25 protein-coding genes and 5 pseudogenes are annotated in these 25,071 nt (G+C 37.7%); 7 read left to right on the plus strand and 23 right to left on the minus strand.

Translation table 11 applies throughout. The features are described from left to right. The first annotated feature begins 53 nt into the window (after positions 1-53). The 4 genes and pseudogenes from QFZ28_RS28750 to QFZ28_RS28765 form a co-directional block, all read left to right on the plus strand. Positions 54-698 carry a hypothetical protein gene (locus QFZ28_RS28750; protein ID WP_307198009.1) on the plus strand — a complete coding sequence of 215 codons (645 nt, stop codon included), beginning with the start codon at positions 54-56 and terminating at the stop codon, positions 696-698. Beyond that, positions 620-1,447 (plus strand): Mu transposase domain-containing protein, encoded by an 828-nt coding sequence (locus tag QFZ28_RS28755; protein ID WP_307198010.1) that lies wholly within the window; start codon positions 620-622, stop codon positions 1,445-1,447. Before QFZ28_RS28750 ends, QFZ28_RS28755 begins: the two co-directional genes overlap by 79 nt. Continuing rightward, positions 1,444-2,199 carry an IS21-like element helper ATPase IstB gene (gene istB / locus QFZ28_RS28760; RefSeq protein ID WP_307198011.1) on the plus strand — a complete coding sequence of 252 codons (756 nt, stop codon included), beginning with the start codon at positions 1,444-1,446 and terminating at the stop codon, positions 2,197-2,199. The genes QFZ28_RS28755 and istB overlap by 4 nt, the downstream gene beginning before the upstream one ends. A 1,308-nt stretch (positions 2,200-3,507) precedes the next feature. Then, positions 3,508-3,678 (plus strand): annotated as a pseudogene (locus QFZ28_RS28765) (SDR family NAD(P)-dependent oxidoreductase); the annotation flags it as partial. 139 nt (positions 3,679-3,817) lie between these two features. Here the strand turns inward: QFZ28_RS28765 and QFZ28_RS28770 are convergent. The 15 genes and pseudogenes from QFZ28_RS28770 to QFZ28_RS28840 form a co-directional block, all read right to left on the minus strand. Next, positions 3,818-4,039 (minus strand): annotated as a pseudogene (locus QFZ28_RS28770) (Hsp33 family molecular chaperone HslO); the annotation flags it as partial. Then, positions 4,036-4,161: a DUF896 domain-containing protein gene (locus QFZ28_RS28775; protein WP_307198012.1), complete on the minus strand. Its 126-nt coding sequence runs from the start codon at positions 4,159-4,161 to the stop codon at positions 4,036-4,038. The pseudogene QFZ28_RS28770 and the gene QFZ28_RS28775, both read right to left, overlap by 4 nt. A gap of 16 nt (positions 4,162-4,177) precedes the next feature. Continuing rightward, a pseudogene (locus QFZ28_RS28780) lies at positions 4,178-5,120 on the minus strand (LLM class oxidoreductase). 80 nt (positions 5,121-5,200) lie between these two features. After that, positions 5,201-6,193, minus strand: coding sequence for an LLM class flavin-dependent oxidoreductase (locus QFZ28_RS28785; RefSeq protein ID WP_307198013.1), 993 nt, complete (start codon positions 6,191-6,193; stop codon positions 5,201-5,203). A 193-nt stretch (positions 6,194-6,386) separates the two neighbouring features. Beyond that, a pseudogene (locus QFZ28_RS28790) lies at positions 6,387-6,698 on the minus strand (aldo/keto reductase); the annotation flags it as partial. A gap of 196 nt (positions 6,699-6,894) precedes the next feature. After that, positions 6,895-7,236, minus strand: coding sequence for an ArsR/SmtB family transcription factor (locus QFZ28_RS28795; protein ID WP_307198014.1), 342 nt, complete (start codon positions 7,234-7,236; stop codon positions 6,895-6,897). A 586-nt stretch (positions 7,237-7,822) separates the two neighbouring features. Beyond that, on the minus strand, positions 7,823-8,953 hold the full coding sequence (locus tag QFZ28_RS28800) for an NtaA/DmoA family FMN-dependent monooxygenase (protein WP_307198015.1): 1,131 nt from the start codon (positions 8,951-8,953) through the stop codon (positions 7,823-7,825). A gap of 39 nt (positions 8,954-8,992) precedes the next feature. Continuing rightward, a complete protein-coding gene (locus tag QFZ28_RS28805) occupies positions 8,993-9,499 on the minus strand; it encodes an LLM class flavin-dependent oxidoreductase (protein ID WP_307198016.1) in 507 nt (168 codons plus the stop codon). 41 nt (positions 9,500-9,540) lie between these two features. After that, entirely contained in the window at positions 9,541-9,873 is a 333-nt protein-coding gene (locus tag QFZ28_RS28810; protein WP_307198017.1) for a hypothetical protein, read from the minus strand. Between the two features lie 242 nt (positions 9,874-10,115). Next, positions 10,116-11,108 (minus strand): LLM class flavin-dependent oxidoreductase, encoded by a 993-nt coding sequence (locus QFZ28_RS28815; RefSeq protein ID WP_307198018.1) that lies wholly within the window; start codon positions 11,106-11,108, stop codon positions 10,116-10,118. Between the two features lie 68 nt (positions 11,109-11,176). Beyond that, a complete protein-coding gene (locus QFZ28_RS28820; protein ID WP_307198170.1) occupies positions 11,177-11,818 on the minus strand; it encodes an SDR family oxidoreductase in 642 nt (213 codons plus the stop codon). Between the two features lie 84 nt (positions 11,819-11,902). After that, positions 11,903-12,217 carry a MarR family winged helix-turn-helix transcriptional regulator gene (locus QFZ28_RS28825; protein WP_307198171.1) on the minus strand — a complete coding sequence of 105 codons (315 nt, stop codon included), beginning with the start codon at positions 12,215-12,217 and terminating at the stop codon, positions 11,903-11,905. Positions 12,218-12,220: 3 nt separating this feature from the next. Continuing rightward, on the minus strand, positions 12,221-12,610 hold the full coding sequence (locus QFZ28_RS28830; RefSeq protein WP_307198019.1) for an IDEAL domain-containing protein: 390 nt from the start codon (positions 12,608-12,610) through the stop codon (positions 12,221-12,223). Between the two features lie 100 nt (positions 12,611-12,710). Beyond that, positions 12,711-12,851: pseudogene (locus QFZ28_RS28835) on the minus strand (LLM class flavin-dependent oxidoreductase); the annotation flags it as partial. Between the two features lie 112 nt (positions 12,852-12,963). Further along, positions 12,964-13,233 carry an ArsR/SmtB family transcription factor gene (locus tag QFZ28_RS28840; protein WP_307198172.1) on the minus strand — a complete coding sequence of 90 codons (270 nt, stop codon included), beginning with the start codon at positions 13,231-13,233 and terminating at the stop codon, positions 12,964-12,966. 428 nt (positions 13,234-13,661) lie between these two features. On the opposite strand from QFZ28_RS28840, the gene QFZ28_RS28845 reads away from it, so the two are divergent. Beyond that, positions 13,662-14,231: a recombinase family protein gene (locus QFZ28_RS28845; RefSeq protein WP_307198020.1), complete on the plus strand. Its 570-nt coding sequence runs from the start codon at positions 13,662-13,664 to the stop codon at positions 14,229-14,231. Beyond that, positions 14,221-14,391 carry a hypothetical protein gene (locus tag QFZ28_RS28850; protein ID WP_307198021.1) on the plus strand — a complete coding sequence of 57 codons (171 nt, stop codon included), beginning with the start codon at positions 14,221-14,223 and terminating at the stop codon, positions 14,389-14,391. The genes QFZ28_RS28845 and QFZ28_RS28850 overlap by 11 nt, the downstream gene beginning before the upstream one ends. Before the next feature lie 661 nt (positions 14,392-15,052). On the opposite strand, the gene QFZ28_RS28855 is transcribed toward QFZ28_RS28850, so the two are convergent. After that, a complete protein-coding gene (locus tag QFZ28_RS28855; protein WP_307198022.1) occupies positions 15,053-16,183 on the minus strand; it encodes a Gfo/Idh/MocA family protein in 1,131 nt (376 codons plus the stop codon). Positions 16,184-16,264: 81 nt separating this feature from the next. Continuing rightward, positions 16,265-16,681, minus strand: a complete 417-nt coding sequence (locus QFZ28_RS28860; protein ID WP_307198023.1) for a MarR family winged helix-turn-helix transcriptional regulator — start codon at positions 16,679-16,681, stop codon at positions 16,265-16,267. A gap of 1,109 nt (positions 16,682-17,790) precedes the next feature. Here QFZ28_RS28860 and QFZ28_RS28865 point away from each other — a divergent pair. Next, positions 17,791-17,880, plus strand: a complete 90-nt coding sequence (locus QFZ28_RS28865) for an IDEAL domain-containing protein (protein WP_307198024.1) — start codon at positions 17,791-17,793, stop codon at positions 17,878-17,880. 594 nt (positions 17,881-18,474) lie between these two features. Here the strand turns inward: QFZ28_RS28865 and QFZ28_RS28870 are convergent. The 6 genes from QFZ28_RS28870 to bioW form a co-directional block, all read right to left on the minus strand. After that, positions 18,475-19,668: a cytochrome P450 gene (locus tag QFZ28_RS28870; RefSeq protein ID WP_307198173.1), complete on the minus strand. Its 1,194-nt coding sequence runs from the start codon at positions 19,666-19,668 to the stop codon at positions 18,475-18,477. A gap of 126 nt (positions 19,669-19,794) precedes the next feature. Further along, positions 19,795-20,802: a biotin synthase BioB gene (gene bioB / locus QFZ28_RS28875; protein WP_307198025.1), complete on the minus strand. Its 1,008-nt coding sequence runs from the start codon at positions 20,800-20,802 to the stop codon at positions 19,795-19,797. Continuing rightward, positions 20,799-21,500: a dethiobiotin synthase gene (gene bioD, locus QFZ28_RS28880; RefSeq protein ID WP_307198026.1), complete on the minus strand. Its 702-nt coding sequence runs from the start codon at positions 21,498-21,500 to the stop codon at positions 20,799-20,801. Before bioD ends, bioB begins: the two co-directional genes overlap by 4 nt. Continuing rightward, positions 21,497-22,669 carry an 8-amino-7-oxononanoate synthase gene (bioF, locus tag QFZ28_RS28885; RefSeq protein ID WP_307198027.1) on the minus strand — a complete coding sequence of 391 codons (1,173 nt, stop codon included), beginning with the start codon at positions 22,667-22,669 and terminating at the stop codon, positions 21,497-21,499. Before bioF ends, bioD begins: the two co-directional genes overlap by 4 nt. Continuing rightward, entirely contained in the window at positions 22,659-24,017 is a 1,359-nt protein-coding gene (gene bioA / locus QFZ28_RS28890; RefSeq protein ID WP_307198028.1) for an adenosylmethionine--8-amino-7-oxononanoate transaminase, read from the minus strand. Before bioA ends, bioF begins: the two co-directional genes overlap by 11 nt. Continuing rightward, positions 23,998-24,783, minus strand: coding sequence for a 6-carboxyhexanoate--CoA ligase (bioW, locus tag QFZ28_RS28895; RefSeq protein WP_307198029.1), 786 nt, complete (start codon positions 24,781-24,783; stop codon positions 23,998-24,000). The genes bioA and bioW overlap by 20 nt, the downstream gene beginning before the upstream one ends. Between the last annotated feature and the right edge of the window lie 288 nt (positions 24,784-25,071).

The raw sequence follows: 25,071 nt of genomic DNA on the forward strand, positions 1-25,071 counted from the left end.
CCGAGGTCGTTCAACGTGCCAAGAAACGTGGCTTAGAAAGCTTGAATGATACTATGACCAACCAATGGTTGGGGGAATTTCTCTTTCCGGAGAAACAGGCTAGTGAAAAAGGGTATCTCCCGGTTGATTGGGAGAAGGTGCATAAGGAGATGCAAAAAAAGAATGTCACCCTGGCTTTATTGCATCATGAGTATGCAGTGGAGGCTCGCGAGGGAGGAAAAGTCCCCTATGCCTACAGGACTTTTTGTGAAAAGTATGGGAAGTATGCGAAGAAATATAAACTGACGATGCCAATTCGCAGAAAACCAGGTGAAATTATGGAAGTGGATTGGGCTGGATCTACGCTGCATATCATTGACCGTTTTACTGGAGAAAAGATTCCGGCTCATGTTTTCATTGCAGCCTTGCCTTACAGCCAGTTAAGTTACGTGGAAGCATTTTTAGATATGAAATCACAAAATTGGCTGTCAGCTCATATCCGTGCATTTGAATACTTTGGGGGCGTTCCTGAAACCTTGGTTCCAGATAATCTGAAAACAGGGGTAATAAAGGCTTTGCGAGTTGAGCCACTCCTCAATGAAGCCTATGTGAACTGGCAGATTACTACCACACAGTCATCGTGCCAAGCCGGGTTCGAAAACCAAGGGATAAGGCCAGTGTCGAAGGAACTGTTGGGTACATTTCACGACAGATCATAGCTTCATTAAGAAACTATCAATGTTTTCATATAGAGGATTTAAATCAAAGAATCCATGAAAAGCTGGAAGAAATCAATACGATTGATTTTCAGAAACGTCCTGGCTCACGTAAAAAGGTGTTTGAGGAAGAAGAGAAATCCCACCTTCAACAGCTTCCCCAAACCAGTTACAAACTTGCGGAATGGAAAACAGCAAAAGTTCAATTGAACTACCACATCCAAGTTGAACGAATGTATTATTCCGTTCCATATGATTACGTCCGTGAACAAGTCGATGTTCGACTGACCACCGATCTAATTGAAGTTTACTTTAAGGAAACGCGAATTGCATCCCATAAACGGTTAAATGGGGAAGTTAGCCAGTTTTCTACGAACAAGGATCATATGCCAGATAACCATAGATTATATCTGGAGCATAACCCTGAAAACAATCGTAAATGGGCAGAGACCATTGGACCCTCCATGGAGCAGTTAGTCTCTCATATCCTGGAAACCAATGCAGAAAAGAAAGCTTTAAACATTCTAAGCGCGTTAAGAAATTTATCAAACAAGCATACAAGGGATGAACTCGAGTCGGCAACCCATACATTGCTTGAAATATTAACAAATCCGACAATTCCCGTTTTAAAAGGGGTATTAGACAGGCGGAAAAAGCGCAAGCAAAAGTCTAAAATTGATAATCACCAAATCAACAACAATGACCACGGCTTTACCCGCGGTGCCAAATACTTTGGAGGGGACAAAAAATGATGAACCAAGAAACATTACGCAAATTAACCGAAATGAAAATGGGGGCCATGGCAGAATTATATCAGCAACAGAGCCAGAACAAAGACTATCAAGTTATGGATTTCGATGATCGCTTCAATCTTCTGGTAGACTATGAATATGATCGCCGAAAATCAAATAGATTAGAACGAATGATTAAACAAGCCACCTTTGAGGACTCTACCGCAGCCATTGAAGACATAGAGTATCATCCTGATCGCAACTTGGACAAAAAGCTAATATTGGAGCTAGCAACAGGGAACTATATACAGAATCATCATAACATTATATTAATGGGTGCTTCAGGGAACGGCAAAACATGGATATCTAACGCCTTCGGCATTCACGCCCGTCGCCAATTTTACAAGGTTAAGTATATCAGATTGCCAGAATTGCTTGATGAATTAGCTGTCGCGAAGTATGAAGCCGATGGAAGCTTCCGTAAACTCATCCAAAAATATAAGAAGATTGATCTATTGATACTTGATGAATGGTTATTGACTGAGCTTTCAGAGGAGAATGCCCTTCACGTCTTGGAAATTATTGAGTCAAGAATAAAGAGAACTTCTACTATATTCTGTTCCCAATTCTCACCCGAAGGGTGGCACTCTAAGTTGGGACAGGCACAGATAGCAGATGCGATTCTTGACCGCATTGTTCACGATTCCTATAAAATTCTAGTTGATGGTGAAGTATCGATGAGAGAACGTCATGGTTTGGTGATGGGAAGATGATCCCAACAGAAGTTGAAAACCGTGTAGCTAAGTATTTCATTAATAGGCTCTTACATATTAGTTATGTATAATATGTGCCCTTGACTTCGAACCTTGCAGGGGCGTGTTTCTTATTGATAGGGAGCAGGATACTCCTACTCCAACACCTATCAAGGTTACAAGCCCCTTCTTCAAAGTAAAGGGACCGCTAACGCTCACATATTATACATAGTGGACATAATTTATTTGAATAACATAACCCCTTTGCTCCACCTCCGTTAGGAGGTTTTATAGCTACTACGGGTTATTCCGCCCCTATACATGGCATTGGTACTCTGATTCTCATGGGGCTTCCACTTGAAATCTCTCCCTTAACATCCATGTCGTAGGTTCCCACGTTCCACACAAAAGCCTATCATATTGTAGTAATCCCAATATCTCAAAGTTGACACTGTGGCATCCCTCCTTATGAGTGATGTCCCCACATTCTTACCCGATCGGTGTCATTCACGTGAAGAAAATAATCGTTCTAATTCGCTAGACTTGGGGCTGTTCCTCCAATCCCGTTACAGGAGTTTCGTCAGTCGTACCCCTACCTTCGCAAGAATAAATGCATTTCAGCTTTTGCCTTATAGCAAACGTTTCGGATGACAGTCCTTGTTTCAACGTTTCTTACTTCCCAAGTACCTTACAACGTAGCTATCCATTCTAGACGTAGGTGCTTCCTTTAAGCCTGCGAGCTTGATACCGCCATTGTTCGGTATAGCGTTTTTCAGAGGGTGCAGTTTTACTCAACACCACTCGCCCCAACGTATGGTGGGACATAGCATTACACTATGTTCTAACTTTAGACCCTTAAATTCAGAAGTTTGTCAGTTCCTTTTGAGTGGAACATTCTCACCATATCTAGTTTTTCAGCCATCCGGCATATCAGTTAACATACCTTTTCCATTGGAATGGCTTTAGTCTTCCTTCTGCCGACTCTACCTGTGCTTCGAACCCCATGAACTGTCATTCATGACGCACGCAGGAGTCTTGATGGGATTGTTTCAGGAAACTTGGTTCCGTCATTCCAATCCTCCGTTGTAAAGTTGAAGCTTTTCTAGTAAACTTCCTGTATTTTCACGCTAGAAAGCGTTTATAACAGAACTTGTCGCGCGCACCCGTTAGTTTAATAAACGACTAATCGTACTGTTCGAGAAACATCTCCAATATATATTCTCGAATCATATATATTCTCGAATCATATGTATTGAAAATTGCATGTACGGAGACTACAATAATAATGTAAACGTATTAATATAAGAGGGGATAATTTTATATGGCTAAATTAACGAAGGTAAGGCGGGTCTAGTAACAGGTTCAGGTTCTGGAATTGGACGAGCAAGTGCATTGGCATTTGCAAGAGAAGGTGCTAAAGTAATGGTTTCAGATCTTAATGAGGAATCAGGAAATGAAACAGTCAAACTAATTAAAGAAGCTGGTGGGGAAGCAGAATTTTTCAAGTGGCTAAACAGCTGAAATTTAAGATTCCAATACAACAAAAGCGATTGCTCTTATTGAACAACCGCTACCCTTTACCTTAAGTACACTGCTTACAATCTTCGAAAAAAAACTTTATATCAAAGGGATAAGAATATTAAATAGCTATTTTTTTAATTTCTTCTAAATCTTCTCGTGAAAATTGATACTTTTCATTACAAAAATGGCATTGTGCTTCAGCCTGTCCATCTGTATCTATCATATCTTGAATTTCTCCTCTTCCGAGACTTACAATAGCGTTAGAGATTCTTTCTCTTGAACATTCACAATGAAATTGAACTGGTGTTGTTTCAAGAATGCTGACATTTTCTTCACCTAGTCGCGAATTTCACGCAAATAATCTTGTTGCAATACAATCTGTTCAACCATTTCAGCATTTGTTAATCCAGTTTCACGCTCTTTTTTCGCCAATTCATTAATTCGATCTAAGCCTTTAATCATCTATATTTCACTCCTTTTACAATTTATGTGCCGGAAAATGAGGAAGCACATATTCTCCTAATTCCTCAATCACTTCTTCTGCAGGACGTGTCCCGTGTTTCAAACCAAATATTACATGATTCACGCCCGCATCCTGATAGGCACGCAAGTAATCGATTAAAAATCGATAACCCGCTCTAAAACCTCCTTGTATCGGTTTAGGTGCTTCGTTTGGATTCGCTGATAAGTCAATCGCTAAAGCTTGTGCAAATGGTTTGAATTCACCGGTCGATTCTCGCCACTTATTCACAAGTTCGCGCTGATCATTAACGCCTTGCGAATAAAATAACCAACCATCTGTATGCTCGGCTAACCACTCAATCGTTTGCCCGGAATACCCTGTTCCCAGAATGGGAATGTCGGATAAAGTGGGCTTGGGAATAATGTCTCCTTGCTCCAATTCCACTCTATTAGTCATCACTTTCGAAAATGACTCTTTCCAAACCTTTTTCATGACCTCTATAGACTCTCTAAATAATGCTGCACTTTCGGTAGGATCCACTTTAAATGCCGGAAATTCAATGGGCCGGTCACCAGTCGCAGCCCCCAATAAGAAGCGCTGTTTTGATATTTATGGATGCTGCTGACTTCGCTACGTGAAGCGGATGACGTAAAGTCGTAACAATACTTGCAGTACCAAGTGCGATTTGATTTGTATGTGCCGCAACATATGCCAGAAATATCCAAGGGGCATAAAAAGCACCTACATCGCCAAAGTTCGCATCATAAAGTGGCGCATCTCTTACAAACAAGGAAGCGAAACCTAGGTTTTCTGCCTTGTTTGCAAGTGACATCTGCTCTTCTAAATTAAAGGTAGGGAAACTTCCCGTATACGACTCTAAAGGAAATGTGAGTCCCAGAGTTAATTGGCGGTCCACAAATGTTCGCGCAAACCCTTTATGTGATTGAAATTTATTCATTTATTCGTTCTCCTGCTGCACATTAGTCACATTGATATTTTGTAACAAGAAAATTTGCTTTCATTAATCCTTCACTTAAACTACAACAATTCCCTTGCTAATAAACGATAGACATCTAGGCGTTTTTCCTGTGAATGGGGAATACTGACAATCATTGCTTCATCAAATCCATATTGTTCTTGTTCTTTTTGTAACCGATTCGCAATTTCTTTCGCATCTCCCACTAAATGGATTTTACGGTTTTCTTGAATGGTCATGCGATCCATTTCCGTCAATGGATAATCACGTGCTTCTTCCGGTGTCAAAAGTGGTGCGATTCTTCCCCTCATAAACAGTAAACGCCAAATATCTTGAGGCTTTGCTTCGAATTCAGCTTCTTCTTTTGTTTCAGCTGTTGTCACCATGTAGGAAACATTGATTTCTGGTTTCTCCATAAAAGCAGAAGGTTGAAAGTTCTTTCTGTAGGCATCTAAAATTTGGTTATTCATTTCCCCATTGAAAAATTGTGCAAATGAATAACCAATCCCCCTAATCGCTGCCTGAAGCGCACTATTACCAGTCGAGCCCAACAGCCAAGCTTGCGGCAATTTGACTTGAGTTGGCGCAGCGAATGTTTGATTATATAATGAATCTTTGGGTATTTCATCGTTAATCAGCTGCAATGCCGTATCAAGTTTTTCATACATATTGTGCAGCATCGGCTGACGTCCTTCGGATAAGGCGTAGATGGAACGCTGATCCCCGCCCGGAGCTCGACCGACGCCAAAGTCAATCCTGCCAGGTGAAAATGCACTTAAGGTTTTAAACACTTCGGCTAATTTTAATGGGGAATAATGCATCATCATCACGCCCCCGGTGCCGATTCGAATATTGCTCGTTTTCGCAGCCAAATGGGCCGCCACTACTTCAGGAGCTGAACTCACAAAGTCTTTTGTGGCATGATGTTCTGCCATCCACATTCGATGATAGCCTAATTGATCACCTAAAATAGCCAATTCTTCCGCCTTTTTTAAAGCATCCACTGCTTTGTTTCCCTTCATAACAGGGGCTTGGTCTAAAATACTTAATCTCATTTTTTACACCTTCCAATCTTCTTATTCAATCATCATTCTGTACCTATGTATCTAAAGTACTTAAACCCTATTCACTCATCTGAGATGAACGTTTCACCAGACACAAGGTCAAATGCTTTGTCGAAAGTCATTAGTATGCTAAACATTCTTTTAAAAAAGCTGAGGTTCACATTCCTTCAAATATAAATAGAAATTAAGGTACAAATGTCTCCGGATTCGGGCCAAATCGCTGTCCATTATTTAATGCATCGATTTGTTGCATATCTTCTTCTGAAAGCTCAAAATCAAAGATATTCGCATTCTCTTCTATACGTGAAGGGGTGATAGATTTAGGTATTGCGGATATTCCATGTTGCAAATCCCACCGAAGAGTAATTTGGGCAGGTGTTTTTTTATATTTTTCACCAAGTTTTACTAATAAAGGATGATCCAAGTTCCCTAGCATTAATAGGCTCCAGACTTGAAGGACAATATTGTTTTCTATGCAAAAAGCGTGCAACTCTTTTTAGTTTAATAAACCGAAATATGTGTTATTGAGAATCCCTTTTGCTCAATCAATGTCCCCAAATAGTTAAGAACCCTCTCAGCTTTAGAATTTTTAAAAGGACTTCCAGAAATAATAACAATGTCACTAATATTTTTTTCCTTTCAATTTAAATGATTCTATATTTCTATAAATATAGAAATAGTGGTTAAAAACTTTAATCTGGAATTAAAGTTGGTGCGTATTTTTCTAACACATCACGTTGAAGACTATAGTAGCGATAAGTACCCTCTTTTTTTACAACCAGTAAACCACAATCAATCAATAATTTTAAATGATGAGTTAACGTGGAATTAGAGTTTATATCTAGTTCATCTACTATTTCGTTACAAGCCATCTCTGGTGAATTAGCTAATTTATTTACAATTTGTAATCGAGTTGGCTCACCAAGTGCTTTATAAACTTTTACTGCAATTTCATCATACACGTTCAAAACCTCAATTCTATTATTTCGATATTTATGAAAATAAGTATACAATGCATTTGCATGATTTGCCAACAATATGCAAATAACACCATTTCATTCTTACTCATTCTCAGCCAGACTTTGATACAAAAATAAGCTTTAACCTAGCAGCAATACCTACAATTTAAGCCCTTTTTCAGTAATTTCACCTTTTCTTTTTTTATTGAAGTACACTGTTCTTTAACACAAGAAGCGACTCCTTTTATTGTGCAATCACATTCATTAAATTTAAGTATATTTCTTCACAACCTCCCAAAATTCTAACATAAATATCTAATTCTTTATTGAGTATTATTAAAGAAAATGGCCCTTAAAAGCAAAAAGAGCGCAAATTCATCCTCTGAAAACGCGCTCTTTAATGGAATAACACAAATAGAAACACAGATGCAAATAAGCTTATTATCTCCAATTAACGTCCCATGGTAGTTTAAGTGGAAATCTTCACAGTCTTTTCTCTACCCCAACAAAATCTAATCACTTAAATGTGAAATGCCACAATTCATTTCTAGTATGCTATACTCTCGTAATCTACTTACGAGAGTATGCGTTTTTTCATAAGATTAAGTTAGATAGAAGGTCCGAACTGTTTTTACTGATCACTTTTATAATTAACTCCCTGTTATACTTTTACATATCGATGTTCTGGGATAGGCAATTCTAAATTTCCTCGTAACGTATTTGATTCATATTCTGTACGGAAAATACCTCTATCTTGCAAGATTGGAACGACTAAATCTACAAAGTCTTTTAGTCCGGTTGGATATTCTTGTCGTACCATGATCATATCCATGGCACCAGCTTCATACCACTCCTGAATTTGGTCAGCTACTTTCTCGGCTGAACCGAAAAACACAGGCTTTTGTATTCTATAAAGGGGAATTAATCTTTCCATTTCTCGAAATTTTTCCTCTGCCTCTTTTTCAGTTCTTCCGACGAGTGGAGTTTGAGTCATAGCAACGATGAAGTCTTCTGGTGAACGTCCTTTTGAGGCTACTCGTTTTTTCAGCTCGGTCGTCATCGCTTTGGCTTGCTCTAAAGATTCACCAAGAATTAGGGCTGCGTCTGTATACCTTGCCGCATTTTCTATCATACTGGAAGATGTACCTGCCGTATAAAGCACTGGTCTGCCTTGAACAGAACGACTAATATTTAACGGACCATCTACTGAAAAGTACTTGCCTCTATAATTTATAGTGTGCATTTTTCTTGGATCGAAGTAGATTCCGCGCGCTTTATCACGTATGAATGTATCGTCTTCATATGTATCCCATAATCCTAATACAATTTCCATAAATTCTTTTTGCATTGGATATGAATCACTTTCTGACAAATGTCCGCGGCTAAAATTAACCATACCCCCAGCATTTGATGTAATTATATTTACAGAAGCACGCCCTTTGCTGATTTTATCCAGTGACAAGATTTGCCTAGCTGCTGAATATGGATCCGCATATGAACTGGCAATTGTTGCGGATAATCCTATATTTTTAGTAACCATACTAAGGGCTGACATAATACTGACCCCTTCAAACATACTCAAGTAATGTGGAATATTCCCTGGCCCCACATGGCTGACATCAATTAAAAACAGCGTCTCAAATTTTGCTGCTTCTGCTATTTTTGCTTGTTTTACATAGAATTCAATATTTTCACTCGCATCGGCGGGCATATCTGGATGTCTCCAACTCATATAGTTCCAGCCAACACCTTCAATAACAGCACCTAATTTTAACTTTTTTCTTTTAGCCATTGATTAACCTTCTTTCTATAATTGATTACTTTAGTACGATTATTTATGATTAATTAAGAATTCTTCTGAAAGTAAAGTATAAGCTTTTAAGCGACCTTCTTGTTCTCCAAAAAAGTCAACAAGCATAATTTCATCCACTACTGCCTCTTTTGCTAATTCTCTTAGTTTTTGTGCAACTGTCTTTATGTCACCAATGATATATCGTTTTTTATTTTTGTTATAAGCAGCTCTTTCTGCATTGGTATATTTGTGATTTGCTGCTGCTTCTGGCGATACGATAGCAAGATTGCTAGAGCCTGTACCCATTCTTGCCCACAGTAATTCCATTGGGCCTGCTAAATATTTTGCTTCCTCCTCTGTTTCTGCTGTAATGACGGGAATCGATAATATACTTTTTGGTTCTTTCAAGTATTTAGACGGCTCGAACTTTTCACGATATGAACGAAGAACCGGAATGGCTAGTTCTGGCGATAAATGCGCCGCAAAAACATAACCAAGTCCTTTTTTCATTGCAAATTCTACTGCACCAAAACTAGAGCCTAACATAATTGTTTACTAGCTCAATAAAGTAATGAAGTTGCCATCGCTTAAACAACAAGCAAATAGACTTGTCTCCTTTTGTTTCCTTTTCCCAATACGTCCAGATAATAGCCCCCATTGATGGAATCATATTGGAGATCCCTTACCTTTAGCTGACAAAGTTCTTCATTTCTCAAACCCGTTGTGGTCAGAATATGAATCATAGCAAAGACAACAGGATGATGGATTTTACGGAAATGATCGAGCAGCTGGATGACTTCTTGTGGTCCGAGATCACGATTAGGCCGATCATCCTTTCTGACGGTTGCCGTGAATAATCCTTTATACAATGGTTCATGAATATACTCCACTTCATACATGAATTGTAGGAGGCTTTTCATAATCGTTGTTTTTCTGGCCAAGGTTGCCGGAGAGTACGAGCCCTTCTTTTGTACATAGGGGCTTCTTTCCACCAGCTATTCCTGATAACGCCTAATATGGCGTGGGGAAAGCGATTTGAACTACACCGTCCAGTTAGTGCAACAAAAAATATGGGAAAAGGAAAACTTTATTGTAAATGAATCGACTTTATTTGTAATTAAACTTTATTGTCACCCAACATTTCTTCTTTCTTCATTAATATTTAAAATAATTCCCGCGCCAATAATCGATAAACATCCAGACGTTTCTCTTGTGAATGGGGAATGCTGACAATCATCGCTTCATCGAATCCATAACGCTCCTGTTCTTCTACTAACAGCGTCGCGATTTCTTTTGCACCTCCAACTAAATGGATTTTACGGTTTTCTTTAATGATCATGCGATCCATTTCCGTCAATGGATAATCACGGGCTTCTTCAGGTGTCAAAACTGCCCCGATCCTGCCTCTCATGAACAGTAAACGCCAAATATCTTGAGGCTTTGCTTCAAATTCAGCTTCTTCTTTTGTTTCGGCTGTTGTTACCATATAGGAAACATTGATTTGCGGTTTCTCCATAAAAGCTGAAGGTTGAAAGTTCTTTTTGTATGCATCTAAAATCTCTTTGGACATTTCACCATTGAAAAACTGTGCAAAAGAATAGCCTACGCCTCTAAGTCCAGCTTGAACAGCGCTATTGCCAGTCGACCCCAACAGCCAAGCTTCTGGCAAAACGACTTGGGATGGTGTAGCGATTGTTTGATTATATAAGTCATCTTCGGGTACTTCATCATTGATTAACTGCAATGCTGTATCAAATTTTTCATACATATTATGCAGTAGCGGCTGCCGTCCCTCAGATAAAGCATAGATGGAACGCTGATCCCCACCCGGAGCTCGACCAACACCAAAATCAATGCGGCCAGGTGAAAATGCACTTAGCGTTTTAAACACCTCAGCTAGTTTAAATGGGGAATAATGCATCAACATCACTCCCCCGGTTCCGATACGAATTTTTTTCGTTTTTGCAGCCAAATGAGCTGTCGTTACTTCAGGAGCTGAACTTGCAAAAGTATTGGTTGCGTGATGCTCTGCCATCCACATTCGATGATAGCCTAACTCATCTCCCAAAATAGCCAATTCTTCCGCCTTTTTCAAAGCACCCTCCGCCGTATTCCCTTTCGTAATGGGGGCTTGATCCAATATACTTAATCTCATCCTTTAAAACATCCTTTCTATCAGTTTATCCTATCCGCCAATCGACTTTTTTTAGTCCGCCTGAATATTCAAATCTTATTCAATGCATCTGAAATTAGATGTTCACCCGACACTAGATCAAATGAACGGCTAAAAGTATTTTCCATCGTTAAAGCAGTTATAATCGTTTGTGCTACATCCTCACGTGGAATCGAGGCGGATTCTAAAGCTTCCGCAATTGAAACTTTTCCAGTACCAGGCTCATTCAATAGTCCTCCAGGTCGAATGATCGTATAGGTTAAGCCGCTTTGCTCAAGGATTTTGTCTGCGTGATGTTTGGCAACCATATAATGTTTGATGCTGCTCCACTTTTCTCTCCTATGGGCATGAATCGCACTTACCATAATAAAGCGCTTGATACCAATTTTCTGAGCAGCTTCTATCGTTTTAGCCGCTCCGTCCAAATCAATTAAGAGTGTTTTATCGGCACCCGTATGTCCGCCAGATCCCGCAGTGAAGACAACAGCATCACAGCCCTTTGCAGCTTCTGCTATTTCTTCTACACTTCCTTCCAAATCTGCCAGCCTTGTTTCTACTCCTAACTTTTCAAAGGCCTTTACTTGTTCATCCTTTCTAACCATCGCTCTTACTGTATGTTCCTTACTATCTTTTAATAGATTGATAAGATATTGTCCAATTTGTCCGGTTGCTCCAACAACGAAAACTTTCATCATGATCAAGCTCCTTCATTTTTATATTCAATATCTAGTTACATCCGATTGAGTTGTAAACCATTCGATTACGCCTTTAATTATTCAGAAAATAATTGGCATGCTAACGTTTTTCTTGAAAAGGCTGAGCTTATGATATATTCTCAGCCTTTTTTTCAAAAGTTTTTTAAAAAATAAAAGCTCCTCGGATGACATTCCATCCAATAACTTAAACTGCTGCTTTCTCCAAACTTTTTCAATTGGCTCTTTTATGACATAACCCTTAGCTGTTAAATAGACTCTGTTGACTCTAGCATCTAATTTATTACGCTGTCGGTAGATTAAACCGTAGTTTTCCGATGCTTTTAACATATTTGCAACAGTTGGCGGTTCACAATTCAATCGTTCGCTTAACTGAATCTATTACCTTTTTTCCCCTAAATTACTAATTCTGTTCCTGCTGATTCGAAGTCCAGATTCCTTGGTTTGCACTTCTGGTTTTTTCTTAATAGATGCTAATTTCGCAGATAATTCCATAAACCACTGCTCATCTTTTGATAGTAAAGCCAAATCTATTAATGTTAAAAGTTCACTTTCATTACTAATAATTAAATCGGGTAGCTTTTTAGTCCATCTATTTACGATCCAAATGGATTTGCCAATTGCTTTTTCATTGTCACTATCTACCACATTTACCTTTACAATTCCTTCGTTAGAGTCTACGTTTTCAACATACCCGTGGATCAGTTCCCCATCTCTGGACCTACCCTGTACCCAATCCCCAGTTTCAAATCGATATTTATCGGCCATCATCATCTACACCCCTTTATTGTTTATAAAATAGATATCAAAATATATGATAAAGCTTTAATTTGGGATTAAAACGGTGCGTAACTGTTAGATCTATCATTTCCTAATACAATTTTGCGTATCTACTTTCTGGATAAGGTAATTCTAAATTCCCTCGTAACGTATTTGATTCGTATTCTGTACGGAAAATGCCTCTGTCTTGTAAAATCGGAACAACTAAATCAATAAAGTCCTCTAAACCTGAAATATATTATTTCTATAAACGTCGAAATATTGCACATAAATAAAAATTTAACTTTCTACCATAAAAAACTTATTCAGTATTTCTATATATATCGAAATATAAGTTAAAAACTTTAATCTGGAATTAAAGTTGGTGCGTATTTCTCCAATACATCACGTTGAAGACTATAGTAACGGTAAGTACCCTCTTTTCTTACAACCAGTAAACCACAATCGATCAATATTTTTAAATGATATGTTAACGTGGAATTAGAATGAATATCTAGTTGATCTGTTATTTCCATACAAGCCATTTGTGGTTCAGAGGCTAATTTTTTTACAAGTTGTAAACGAGTTGGCTCACCAATTGCTTTATAAACTTTTACTGCCATTTCGTCATTCACATTCAAAACCTCTATTCTATCCTTATTTCGATGTTCATGAAATTAACCATACAATCCTTTTACATTCTTTGTCAACAAAGTAGGTTTAAATTATTTTCAAAATCTATACACCACCTTAAATAAAACCTTTATTATCTATTCTGGGCGTAATATAAATAACCATTCAAGCTCCTCCTAATTGACTTTATGAATATTATTAATAGTGTATCATGATTTTCCCTAGTTAGCTTGATGGGTATGGGGTAGCGTCAGGACCACAAATATAAAAAGCCCAATTTCTCAGAAATTGGGCTTTTATATTTACTTATAGTGCAAAATAGCACTTAAAATAGGTGCAAAATAACTCCTAAAGTGACATTCCTGTCCAAAAGTTAGTATATAATTAATGTACAGGAAGTTATATATCTTTTAGACGGGAGTTATCAAAAATGGGTGAACTTGTTGGATACGCGAGGGTGAGCACCTTAGATCAGGATCATGCCTTACAAGTTGAACAACTAGAAAAGTATGGATGCACTAAGATTTTTTACGAAAAGAAAAGTGGAAAGAATACGGGAAGGCCAGAACTCCAGAAAGCACTGGAGTATTTAAGAGCAGGTGATAAGTTAGTGGTTTATAAGATTGACCGTCTGGCGAGATCCACAAGAGATTTACATAATATCGTCCATGATCTGCAAGAAAAAGGCATCGGTGTTGTGTTCATCAAGGAACAAATTGACTTTTCTACAGCAGCCGGAAAATTAATGTTTACCATGTTGGGCGCAATCGCAGAATTTGAGAGGGAATTAATCAACGAACGGACCAAAGAAGGCAGGGAGAGGGCAAAGGAACAAGGAAAGCACTTAGGAAGAAAAGGTCAGGATACAAAGGAAATCAAAAGGGCATTGAAGCTATTTGCTGAACGTGAAAAGAATGGATTGAGTGTAAATGATATTGCAAAGCAAACAGGGGTCCCACGTTCAACCATTTATGCGAAAGCAAAGGAGATTGGCGATTAACGTGGCGGTCGAAAAGCGAATGTGTATCTACTGTGCTAAATGGTTTCCAGAATCAGAAATGCAGCAACTACCAAAAAAAGAGTATGATAACTGGTATTGTACGAAGTGCTTCCCTGAAGTAATGGCAGCATACTGGAAGCTTCCCTGGAATCGAAAATAGACAAAGAAACGCCTAAAAAGGATGGTGAAACACTGAATATCGTACCAAATTGTCCAAGTTGCGGTGATAATTTTGACATGGACCGAAATGATGACGGGGATTGGTTTTGTCATAATTGCAATCACAATAAATATCCGGTATGCGAATGGTGTGGAAGGCATTTTTATAAAGGTGAAGGACCTTCTAATAGTCGTTTTTATACTTATATCGTTTGTTCTGATTGCAAAGGCAATAAAATTAGGACAAAAATGATGTTTTTTTGTTTCCCTGGTTAATCTAGTTATCCTAGTTAACTACGGTTAACCCATTGATATATCTATATTGGGTATTTTTGCATATCCCGAAATGGTTTATTATGAAAATCCCTCCTGAGACGTATAAGCTTCAGGAGAGATTTCGTATACTCGATTGAGTGATAGTTCTACTACCTTTAAAATTTCGATCATTATCTACCTATGATTCTCTTCAGCAATCGCGCCCGATTCTGGAATAAATGTATGTAATCGCTCTCTAATAGAAGTGTTAAGTAGAAATCACTTGAAAATAAAAAACTATCCAGAGAGCTATGTCCAAGTGGATAGTCTTTTTAATCTTACTCTTTACCTTTTTTATTTATAGAAATTAGCTATGTCATATAGTTCTTTTCATTAGTTAAAGAGCTTTAGTCTAATTTCTGTGCCATTCCTGTACGTGAAGATGATTCAATTGCATCAAGAAACTGATGCTGAGCTAGAGCATGGGCAAAATCAGGCGTAAGGTTAGTACCTTCACGAATATCCTTTGCAAATTGCGCATATAGTCTTCCCGTATTACTTGCTGAACCAGCTGGTACATTTTTAGCCAGTTCATAATAAGAAGAGGGAATAGCCATCTCACTGACCATTGTATCTTCCCCACGGCCACCTTCCAATTTTAAATCTGCTACCTGAACTTGTCCAAATGAAGCAGTTAAAATTAAGTCACCTTTACTTCCGTTAATCTCCCAATGCATATTCTCTCCACGAGAGCTACCACCTCGATAAAATACAGAGATAGCTGCACCACTATCTACTGTACCTATAATAGAAGCATGATTTGGTGAAGTAACAGGAATACTTTTATTTTCGTCCATTAACAGAACTTCTTTTTGATTGGCTACAAGGTTAGCTGAAACACTTGTAAAATCACCAAGCATGTAAGATAGAGCATCTAAGGCATGAAAAGTTGGAATAGATAGCAACGTTGCTCCGTTAGTTGCATCAAATAAATATGCATAGTTACGATTTGTAACATTCCCCCAAGCCATGCCTGATCCAACTAGGATTGATCCTTGCACCTCACCAATATAACCATCTGCAATTAAATCATGCACGTAACGAATAGCTGGTTGAAAACGTGCTTGCAAACCTACCGCAGTGCGAACACCAGCTAACTCAGCACGTTTAGCAAGATCTTTTGCTTCTTCTAGACCATTACCAAGTGGCCATTCAGAAAACACCATTTTACCCGCATCTAGCGCAGCAGAGATTAGTTCATGATGGTAAGGAACCTTTACTGTTACTACAACCAAATCCACATCAGGATGATTTACTAAATCCTTATAATTATCAAAAGCTGGCACTCCAAATTCTCTTTCGGCTGCTTCTGCTGATTCACGACGGCTCGTACTTACTGCTCGAAGTTCATAATCTTCAGGTAATGCCTTAATCGCTGGAATATGTGCGTTCATTGCCCAACTATTAGGGTTTAATGGGCTTGCTCCAATAATGCCAACACCAATTTTCATTTTACTTACTTGTTTTTCAGTTGCCATGTTAACACTCCTTTTGAATTATGTATAACTTTGACTCTGAATTTTATTAGCCTGCTAATCAAATGATTAAGAAGGAAGAGTTTAAAAAAGATTCTCCTCCATCTGTTTCATGAGTCTTCTTAATAACAAACGCTCCTCTGGTAAAATACCTGCTAACAACTTATCTTGTTGTTTTCTCCATCTTTCGTGAACTGGATCTTTCAAATTTAAACCTTCAGTCGTTAAATAAATTCTAGTTACTCTTCTATCTTTTTCATCTTTTTGGCGATAAACTAATCCTTTTTGTTCAAGGGCTTTAACCATGTTTGTTACAGTAGGTGGTTCACACTTTAATTGTTCACATAATTCAACTTGTGTAACTCCATCCTTTGTCCATAGTTTGCATAACAAATTATCCTGTCCAACATGAAGGTTTACATCGTGTAACAAATGGTTGTAGTCTCGACGCATTTGAGCTGATATTTTATCAAGAAGTTCTCGGATTTCATCTTCAATCATATAGATTGCTCCCTGTTGTATTTTAATTAGCAAGCTAATTATATCAACTTCTTATCTTAAATCAAATATTAAATGAAAAAGAATATAATCATAATATGTGCAAACTAATTACTTATTTCTTATTTAAAATAATTAATATAAATACCCGATTTTATTTGAGATTCTTGCTCCATTAAATGGCCCTTTAACGGAAAAACTCTATTGTCAATTAACAATTTCTTAATCCACTTTCAACTTCATATATTCTTTTAAAAAACCCCTTTAGTGTACCAATCCAAAGGGGTGTCTGTTGCATAACCTTCTGGTAGACGCTTTTGTAGAAAATCTCCTAACGCATCTTTAAGGAGAATAAAAAGGGATGAAGAAATTCTCCACCCTTACTGCTCTTTTTGGTTATTTTGCCTTTTAGGTTTGCCTTCGCTTTCTTTCATTTCAAATTTTTCATACAAGCGAGCAAGTTTTTCGTTATAGGATTCATGTACTTCTTGTAATTTGCTTGATATTTCCGTTCCACATCGATTAAGATACGCTCTTTTTCCAACTCTTTTTTGTCAGTTAACTGAGTTAACTGGTTATTAAAGTTAACCTGAAATTGTGAACGTTCGTAAATTATTTTTTAACTTTTATGGACGTTAAAAATGGAAGTTTTGGAACAAAAAATATCCGTTCGCAAAAGTGTACATTTACGAACGAATAAAAATGACAATCGTAACAAAAAGCACATAATCTTTCATTAATGAGTAAAGCAGGGGTAGCCCTGCTGCTTCACCTTACTAAATACTCTCAAACATTTCCTTTTTACTTATTTTTCCTCTTATGCATAAAAGGAAATCAAAATCATTTTTTTTAATCGTCTTCTTTCATAACTTATATCTCTTTAGAAGGAGTGCAAATTGATCCTCCGTACTCATGAATTCATTCGTAACCAACTATGTAGATAAAGTATGTTACATTTTGTTGCTATCTAAAATTACCATTTTTAATTATTTGAATAGTCGGAAAATAATTAGTATAATAGAAAAAAGGTCAAGGAGTTGATTTTTTATGGAAAAGAATTTGCTTAATTCACCACAACCTGAAGTTAATGTCATGGATTCTCTATTTCTGAAATGGTTTTAGACAAAGCCCTGCGTGATTTCCGAAAAGAGAAAATTCAAAAGAAAATCGACCTGTCCTTACGAGACAAGAATAAAGCATAAGTATAAAAGGATCTTTCAGTCGTTTGAAGATCCTTTTAATCTGCTTGTCGAGCTAAAGACCTCATAATCCTGTATTTACACTAATACCAATGTCTGGAGATTTATACTTACTCAGATAGGCGCATATGCAAATAAATGTTGCAAATGGGCTAGTACACCTTCTCTTGGTGTCTCAAAGCTTGCGCCCGGATTATCCGGCCCTGTTACCCCTAATCCACAAAAGCTGTTTTCTCAGGCTGGACAACCCCAGTAAATCGAAGGCACGAGGCGCCTTAAACCTCATTATTAATGCTATTAGTATTTAGAAGAGGAATTACTTTCTCCTTTGAAATGGGAACATACTAACTTCATAGGTGAGATATTCATTTAAACCTAAGATTTCAAAATCTGTCCACTCCCTGCGCCCACTTAGAATATAAATAAAATCCTGATTTTTCACCTTAGCGTAGAAAAATCAGGGTTTTATCTTCAAAAAAAGTTTTACAGTATAATATCCGCGTTTTGTCGGCAGGACCCTAATTTGAACTAATTCCTTTAAAAGAAACTCTATTTTCCTTTTCAAAGCTTTTTCTGTTGCATTTCTTTTCATTAAAATTAATTAAAAGTAATTGGCAGTTCTTTGAGCGCTCTAAAACCAGTAAGTTTTCGCCATTGTAGGTCAGGAGTAGCCATTTGAAGATTGTGCAATCGTTGCAAAAGTGTTTGAATCGCTATTTGTGCTTCTAAACGTGCCAATGAAGATCCTAAACAAAAATGAATACCATATCCAAATGCAATATGAGGATTAGGATTCCTCGTTATATCGAGTACGTTAGCATTATTGAATTTTTTCGGATCCCGATTGGCAGCTCCCAAAAGGATATATACCTGTTCACCTTTTTTAATGGTCATTCCATTTATTTCAATATCTTCAGATGCAATGCGAGCTGTCATCTGTGTCGGGCTCTCATAGCGTAAAAACTCCTCGACTGCCTTTTCAATAAGCAATGGACTTTCCTTTAGCTCCACTAATTGCTCAGGGTGAGTTAATAAAGAAAGGATTGAGTTGGTAATGAGATTAACGGTTGTTTCATGTCCAGCTATGACAAGTAAAATACAGGTGGCTAGTAATTCTTCATTTGACAACTTGTCACCCTGCTGTTCCTCTTTCATTAATAAGCTAATGAGATCATTTTGAGGGTTGAGTTTCCGCTTTTCAATTAACTCTCTAAAATAATCTATTAATATCCTAATCGTATCGTTACCATCTGCTAACGACCTTCTCGTTCGAGTAAAATCGATTGTTTGAATTAAGTCTACAGTCCATTCTTTAAATTGATGACGCTCCTCAACTGGTACTCCTAAAATTTTGGCGATAATAAGGCTTGCAAATGGAAAGGCAAAATCGGACACAAGATCCATTCTCTTCTCATTCTGCACCTCATTCAGTAATTCATTAACAGTTTCTTCTATATTAGGACGATAAGATTCCACAACATTTGGGGCAAAAAGTTTACTAACGAGCGTACGTAACCGTTTATGATCAACTTTATTCTTAAAAAGCAGCATATCGTTCTGTAAATTTTTAAGATGCTCATATTTTTTTGATGTCTGTGGTAAGGGAATACGATTTTCAAATCTGGTATCTTTAAGAATCGCTACCGCCTCTTTATATCCGGTTACATACCATCCTGGATATTTTACTGAATTCCCCCAGTATATAGGACTAATGGAACGTAGCTTATCGTAAAAAGGATAAGGATTTTCGATAAACTCAGGAGAAGTCAGCGAAAATGGAATGGTTGCCATAGCTTCTAAATTTCCATCTACATAATTCTTCATTTCATGCCCCCTTAAAATACACTCACTTTCGTTTTACAAAGATGCGTCCATTAGAATAAACGAATCTTTGTAAATTTTTGAAACTTTTTTCTGTTAATTTTTTACGGCTAGACTAGCTTTCATTTCTTCTACTGACTCTATCTCAAATCCTAAATCAAGTAACATTTTATGATCTTCACTTTCTGCTTGCCCAGCAGTTGTTAAGTAATCTCCAACAAAGATGGAATTTGCTGCATATAGTCCAAATGGTTGGAGTGAGCGAAGGTTGACTTCTCGTCCTCCTGAAATTCGAATTTCTTTTGTTGGATTGATAAAGCGAAATAATGCCAAAACTTTTAAACAATAAATTGGGTTTAATTCTTTTACTCCTTCTAGTGGAGTACCATCAATAGCATGTAAAAAATTGACTGGGATTGAATCCGCATCAAGCACTTTTAAGCTGTTTGCCATATCGACCACATCCTGCTTTGTTTCTTTCATCCCGATAATGACACCTGAACATGGAGACATTCCCGATTCTTTTACCATTTCCACCGTATTGACTCGATCATCGTACGTATGTGAAGTTGTAATGTTTTCATGGTTGCTCGCTGAGGTATTGATATTATGGTTGTAGCGATCTACACCTGCTTGTTTAAGACGCTGCGCTTGTTCCGGCTTTAACAAACCAAGACAGGCACAAACTTTTAATCCATATGAGTCCTTGATTTCCTTAACGGCTTCGACCACTTGATCAACTTCCCGATTAGATGGTCCTCTGCCACTAGCAACAATACAATAGGTTCCGATATTTAAATCATGTGCACGCTTTGCTCCTTCTAAAATAGTGTCCTTATTTACCATTCTGTAAGAGTCAATCGGTGCTGTCGAAATAGAAGATTGCGAGCAATAGCCACAGTTCTCCGGACACAGTCCAGACTTCGCATTCATAATCATATTAAGCTTTACCTTTTTTCCATAAAAACGCTTTCTAATTTGAAAAGTAGCATGCATTAGCAACAATACGTCATCATCTGGACATTCTAAAATTGAAAGGGCCTCCTCATTTGATACTCCCTGCCCTTCTAACACTCGATCAGCTAATTCCATCCATTGATTCATCTTCCTACCTCCATTTGATTTTTAAGGAATCTCACGTCTACGTGATCCTTTACCATTTTTTTAATGTTTTCTGATGATAAGTCTTTAAGTTTAGGTGTTATTCCTACTATAGGCACACCGCATAACTCTTCAATTAGTTTCGGGTTTGTTTTTTCCGCAATGTCAGGATGATCACTTATGCCGTTTATTACGATTCCAGCAATTCTAAGACCTAAGCTTTTCGCATATTGAACAGTTAGAAAAATATGATTGACCGTACCAAGATTAGCTCGAGCAACGATCAAAATTGGTAACTGTAAAGCTTTGACTAAGTCACTAACCAAGAAATCTTCACCCAATGGTACTGAAATACCGCCAGCTCCTTCTACAATAAAGTATTGGTGTTTTCCTTTAATCATTTCCCATCGGTGCAACACATCTTCAATCCCAATGACCTTCCCTTCCAGCTTTCCGGCCACATACGGAGCAAGTGGTTCCTTAAATTCAAAAGGGGTAATCTCTTCATGGGAAAGAGACGTTTGTGACATTTTCTTTAGTAGGCTTGTATCGCTTTCTGGATGATCGCGTGATATCCCACTTAACAATGGCTTAAATACGCCAAAGTCCATCCTTTCCGCTTTTAAAACAGCTGCAAGTCCACAAGAAATAATGGTTTTCCCAACTCCTGTATCAGTTCCTGTTACAAAAAAACCGTTCATTTGATCATGTTCAGCTCTTTTCCAATTAAATTAAAAGACTTTAACAAGTAATCTATTTCTTTTAAACTATGGTCAGCTGTGACAGTTAACCGAATCCGACTTTCTCCTAATGGTATTGTTGGTGGGCGAATCGCTGGTGCGTATATTCCTTTTTCCAGTAGTCTTTTCGCAAACATGACAGTCTTATGGGTATCTCCAATGATGACAGGTATAATCGGTGTATCGTCCCCCTTCACGGTATAACCCATTTCTTGTAAACTCGTTTTTATCTTTTTTACATTTGAATGTAACAGTTGTCGTTTGTCTTTACTATGTTTAATAATTTCAAAAGCTGTATAGGATGCTGCACAGATGGCTGGTGGAAGAGATGTTTGAAAGATAAACGTTCGAGCATGATTTAATAAAAAGTCAATTAACACCTTCGAGCCACAGACAAACCCCCCCTCTGTACCAATGGCTTTACTTAAGGTACCAATAATCACATCTGGATAGACACCGAAATATTCGCTTGTCCCCCTGCCGTTCTCTCCTAACACACCTGTTGCGTGAGCATCATCAACAATAACGAAGGCATGATAGCGTTTTGCAAGTGACATAATCTTATCAAGTGGCGCAATCGTTCCATCCATACTAAATACACCATCTGTAACAATAAAACGACGCTGACAAGATTCTGTTGCTTTTAACTTTTCTTCAAGATCATCCATATCCACATGGTTATAAATCAATGTGTTGGCTTTTGATAGTCGACAGCCATCAATGATACTCGCATGATTCAATTCATCACTTAAAATAACGTCCCCTTTTTCGGGTAATGAAGAGAGTACACCTACATTCGCTAAATAGCCACTAGAAAACAGCAGGGTTTCCTCGGTTCGCTTAAATTGTGAGATTTTATCTTCAAGTTTTTGATGCCAATTTGTATGACCTGTTATTAACCTAGAACCACTGCTTCCTACTCCAAATTCATGTAGGACCGTTTCTGCTGCATTAACCAATCGTTTATCATTCGCCAGCCCTAAATAATTATTCGATGCAAAGACCAATTGTTTCTCACCATCAATTGTCATCAGTGGAAGAGGCGCCGTTTCCATCGTTCGTACCTTTCGATTTAAACCAGCCTCTTTCGTCTTATCTAATCGATAACTTAGCCATCCATCAAACTTCAACAGCTCTCACTCCATTTGTTACTTCATTAATTGCTTCTTTTATGATCATGACCATAGCTCTCAGATCTTCTCGTGTACTAACTAACGGAGGCATAAACACAACGACATCACCCAATGGTCTCGTTAGCATCCCTAGCTCCCGCATTTTTAAGGTAACCTGATAACCTATTCGTTTTTCAGCAGGAAAGAGCTCCTTTGTTTCCTTTGAGTGAACAAGCTCTATTCCACACATAAAACCAAGTTGTCTGATGTCTCCTACGTGTGGGAGTGATTTTAATTCATTAAGGAGTAAATGAAGATCCTCTGACTTTTTGGCTACCTGTTCTACGATTTTTTCCGATTCAAACAAACGTAAATTTTCAAGTGCAACTGCACATCCAAGCTGATTTCCTGTATAAGAATGACCATGGAACAATGTTTTTAACTTTTCATAGTCATCATAGAATGCCAGGTAGATTTCCTCTGTTGCCAATGTAGCAGCAATCGGCAAATAGCCTCCTGTAATTCCTTTTCCGATTGCCATGATGTCTGGCTGGACACTTTCGTGTTCACACGCAAACATTTTCCCAGTACGGCCAAAACCCGTTGCTACTTCATCTACAATCATTAAGACACCATATTTTGTACAAAGCTCACGTACACCGACCAAGAATCCTTCTGGCATCACAATCATGCCTGCAGCTCCTTGGACAATCGATTCAATTGTAAGTGCAGCAATTTCTTGGTGATTTTCAATCAGTAACTGTTCAAGTGTAGCTAAACATTCATCCCGACACTGGGCAGGATCACCACTCTCAGAACGATATACATAAGGAATGGGTGCCTTAAAACTATTAAACATTAATGGGCCGTATACTTGATGATATAGTGCAATGGAACCAACACTTACGGCACCAATCGTATCGCCATGGTAGCCATTTTGCATGGAGATAAATTTTTGTTTTTCTCGCTTACCTATGTTCTGCCAATATTGAAATGCCATCTTAAGAGCAATTTCCATCGCTTCTGCTCCACTATCTGAATAAAAGGCACGTGTCAACTTTTCAGGACTTATTTCAATTAGTTTTTCAGCAAGCTCCGTTGCTGGTACATTTGTCATCCCTAACAATGTTGAATGAGCAATTTTTCCAAGTTGTTTCTTAATAGCAGCATCTAATTCCTTTTTTCGATGACCATGTACATTGAGCCAAACAGAAGAAAAGCCATCATAATATTCCTTACCATTAATATCTTTGACTTTGATTCCTTCCCCACTTTCAATAATGAAAGGATTTTCATCATAGTCTTTCATTTGTGTGAAAGGTAACCACAGAAACTTTTTACTTTTTTCAATTAATTCTTGTGTCATTCTCTTCCTCCCTTTGAATTAAAACGGGCTGTTTTTCTAAGTAGTGTATGTATGAATTCAGATCTCTTAAGCAATCAACAAAAAAGATCCGACATCCTCGTTCATCTCCGTATTCTTTTAACTTAGTAATGCGTTGATAGCCCAGCTTTTTCGTTGCAACATACCCTGTTATGTATTCAGGATCATCTGACCAGCATAATTCCGCGACAGTAGACGGATGCTCACTCACCTTTGTTGCAAGCACTAGTGCCTCCTTGATTCTGGAGTATTTAGGTATATTGTAGTAGTCAGCCCATTTTTTAAAATTAGTGTTCAACCAGTCCATTCTGGAAACACGTACGCCTTTATCCTTCCGATCATCAATACGTTCACCTGAATGTATATCAATCAAAATAGCGCCCCTAATTCCCGAATATTCAGTCATATTTTTATAGGCTTTTTCAATAATCTTTCTTTCGATGCCAGCCTTCTCTAAAAGCTTTCTACACAATGCTTGTCCCATTTCTACTGATTCCACTTCATTTGTCGCAACCTGTAATGGTTTCATAAATTTAATTGGCTCGTCAATCAGTTCAAATTGGATCTGCATAAAATCCGGATTTCCTCTTGAATGATTTAAACCTTTTTCCAATAAATCATTCACTGCTTGTTTCATATTGCTATAGGTTGAAAGTAGTTCCCCGCCAGAAATATGCTTCCCCCCATGTTTATATGAGCCATTCTTAGCAGCTCTCATTCTTACGCTATAATACTTATCCGCTTCCATACTTTTTGTCCTCTTCCTCATGTAATAACAAAATAACTATTTTTTACCAACACACACTTATATATGTAAACCAAATATAATAATAGGTTAACAATTAAATATTAATATTTTTAATTTATTCTGTCAATTGTTTTTTTGTTACTTAAACACCTTCATGTAAAGTATTTATTTTTACGCTAATTTATATAAAAATCAAACTAATCTAAATTTTCACTAGGAGATCATAAGGGATGAGAAGAAAGTAGGTAACTTAAAACCCTCATAACCTGTTTCACCTGTGTATGTATA

Origin of the sequence: Neobacillus niacini, assembly GCF_030817695.1 — a bacterium.
Lineage (GTDB): Bacteria > Bacillota > Bacilli > Bacillales > Cytobacillaceae > Neobacillus > Neobacillus niacini_F.

What these genes read in the sequence shown, in the direction of transcription:
- QFZ28_RS28845 (WP_307198020.1), top strand. Translation starts at nt 13,662, where the DNA reads ATGGGTGAACTTGTTGGATACGCGAGGGTGAGCACCTTAGATCAGGAT.
- QFZ28_RS28860 (WP_307198023.1), bottom strand. Translation starts at nt 16,681, where the DNA reads ATGATTGAAGATGAAATCCGAGAACTTCTTGATAAAATATCAGCTCAA.
- bioW (WP_307198029.1), bottom strand. Translation starts at nt 24,783, where the DNA reads ATGGAAGCGGATAAGTATTATAGCGTAAGAATGAGAGCTGCTAAGAAT.
- QFZ28_RS28775 (WP_307198012.1), bottom strand. Translation starts at nt 4,161, where the DNA reads ATGATTAAAGGCTTAGATCGAATTAATGAATTGGCGAAAAAAGAGCGT.
- QFZ28_RS28820 (WP_307198170.1), bottom strand. Translation starts at nt 11,818, where the DNA reads ATGAAAGTTTTCGTTGTTGGAGCAACCGGACAAATTGGACAATATCTT.
- bioB (WP_307198025.1), bottom strand. Translation starts at nt 20,802, where the DNA reads ATGAATCAATGGATGGAATTAGCTGATCGAGTGTTAGAAGGGCAGGGA.
- bioA (WP_307198028.1), bottom strand. Translation starts at nt 24,017, where the DNA reads ATGACACAAGAATTAATTGAAAAAAGTAAAAAGTTTCTGTGGTTACCT.
- QFZ28_RS28855 (WP_307198022.1), bottom strand. Translation starts at nt 16,183, where the DNA reads ATGGCAACTGAAAAACAAGTAAGTAAAATGAAAATTGGTGTTGGCATT.
- QFZ28_RS28805 (WP_307198016.1), bottom strand. Translation starts at nt 9,499, where the DNA reads ATGTTAGGCTCTAGTTTTGGTGCAGTAGAATTTGCAATGAAAAAAGGA.
- istB (WP_307198011.1), top strand. Translation starts at nt 1,444, where the DNA reads ATGATGAACCAAGAAACATTACGCAAATTAACCGAAATGAAAATGGGG.
- QFZ28_RS28865 (WP_307198024.1), top strand. Translation starts at nt 17,791, where the DNA reads ATGGTTTTAGACAAAGCCCTGCGTGATTTCCGAAAAGAGAAAATTCAA.
- QFZ28_RS28785 (WP_307198013.1), bottom strand. Translation starts at nt 6,193, where the DNA reads ATGAGATTAAGTATTTTAGACCAAGCCCCTGTTATGAAGGGAAACAAA.
- bioD (WP_307198026.1), bottom strand. Translation starts at nt 21,500, where the DNA reads ATGAACGGTTTTTTTGTAACAGGAACTGATACAGGAGTTGGGAAAACC.
- QFZ28_RS28750 (WP_307198009.1), top strand. Translation starts at nt 54, where the DNA reads ATGACCAACCAATGGTTGGGGGAATTTCTCTTTCCGGAGAAACAGGCT.
- QFZ28_RS28810 (WP_307198017.1), bottom strand. Translation starts at nt 9,873, where the DNA reads ATGAAAAGCCTCCTACAATTCATGTATGAAGTGGAGTATATTCATGAA.
- QFZ28_RS28830 (WP_307198019.1), bottom strand. Translation starts at nt 12,610, where the DNA reads ATGATGGCCGATAAATATCGATTTGAAACTGGGGATTGGGTACAGGGT.
- QFZ28_RS28870 (WP_307198173.1), bottom strand. Translation starts at nt 19,668, where the DNA reads ATGGCAACCATTCCATTTTCGCTGACTTCTCCTGAGTTTATCGAAAAT.
- QFZ28_RS28800 (WP_307198015.1), bottom strand. Translation starts at nt 8,953, where the DNA reads ATGGCTAAAAGAAAAAAGTTAAAATTAGGTGCTGTTATTGAAGGTGTT.
- QFZ28_RS28815 (WP_307198018.1), bottom strand. Translation starts at nt 11,108, where the DNA reads ATGAGATTAAGTATATTGGATCAAGCCCCCATTACGAAAGGGAATACG.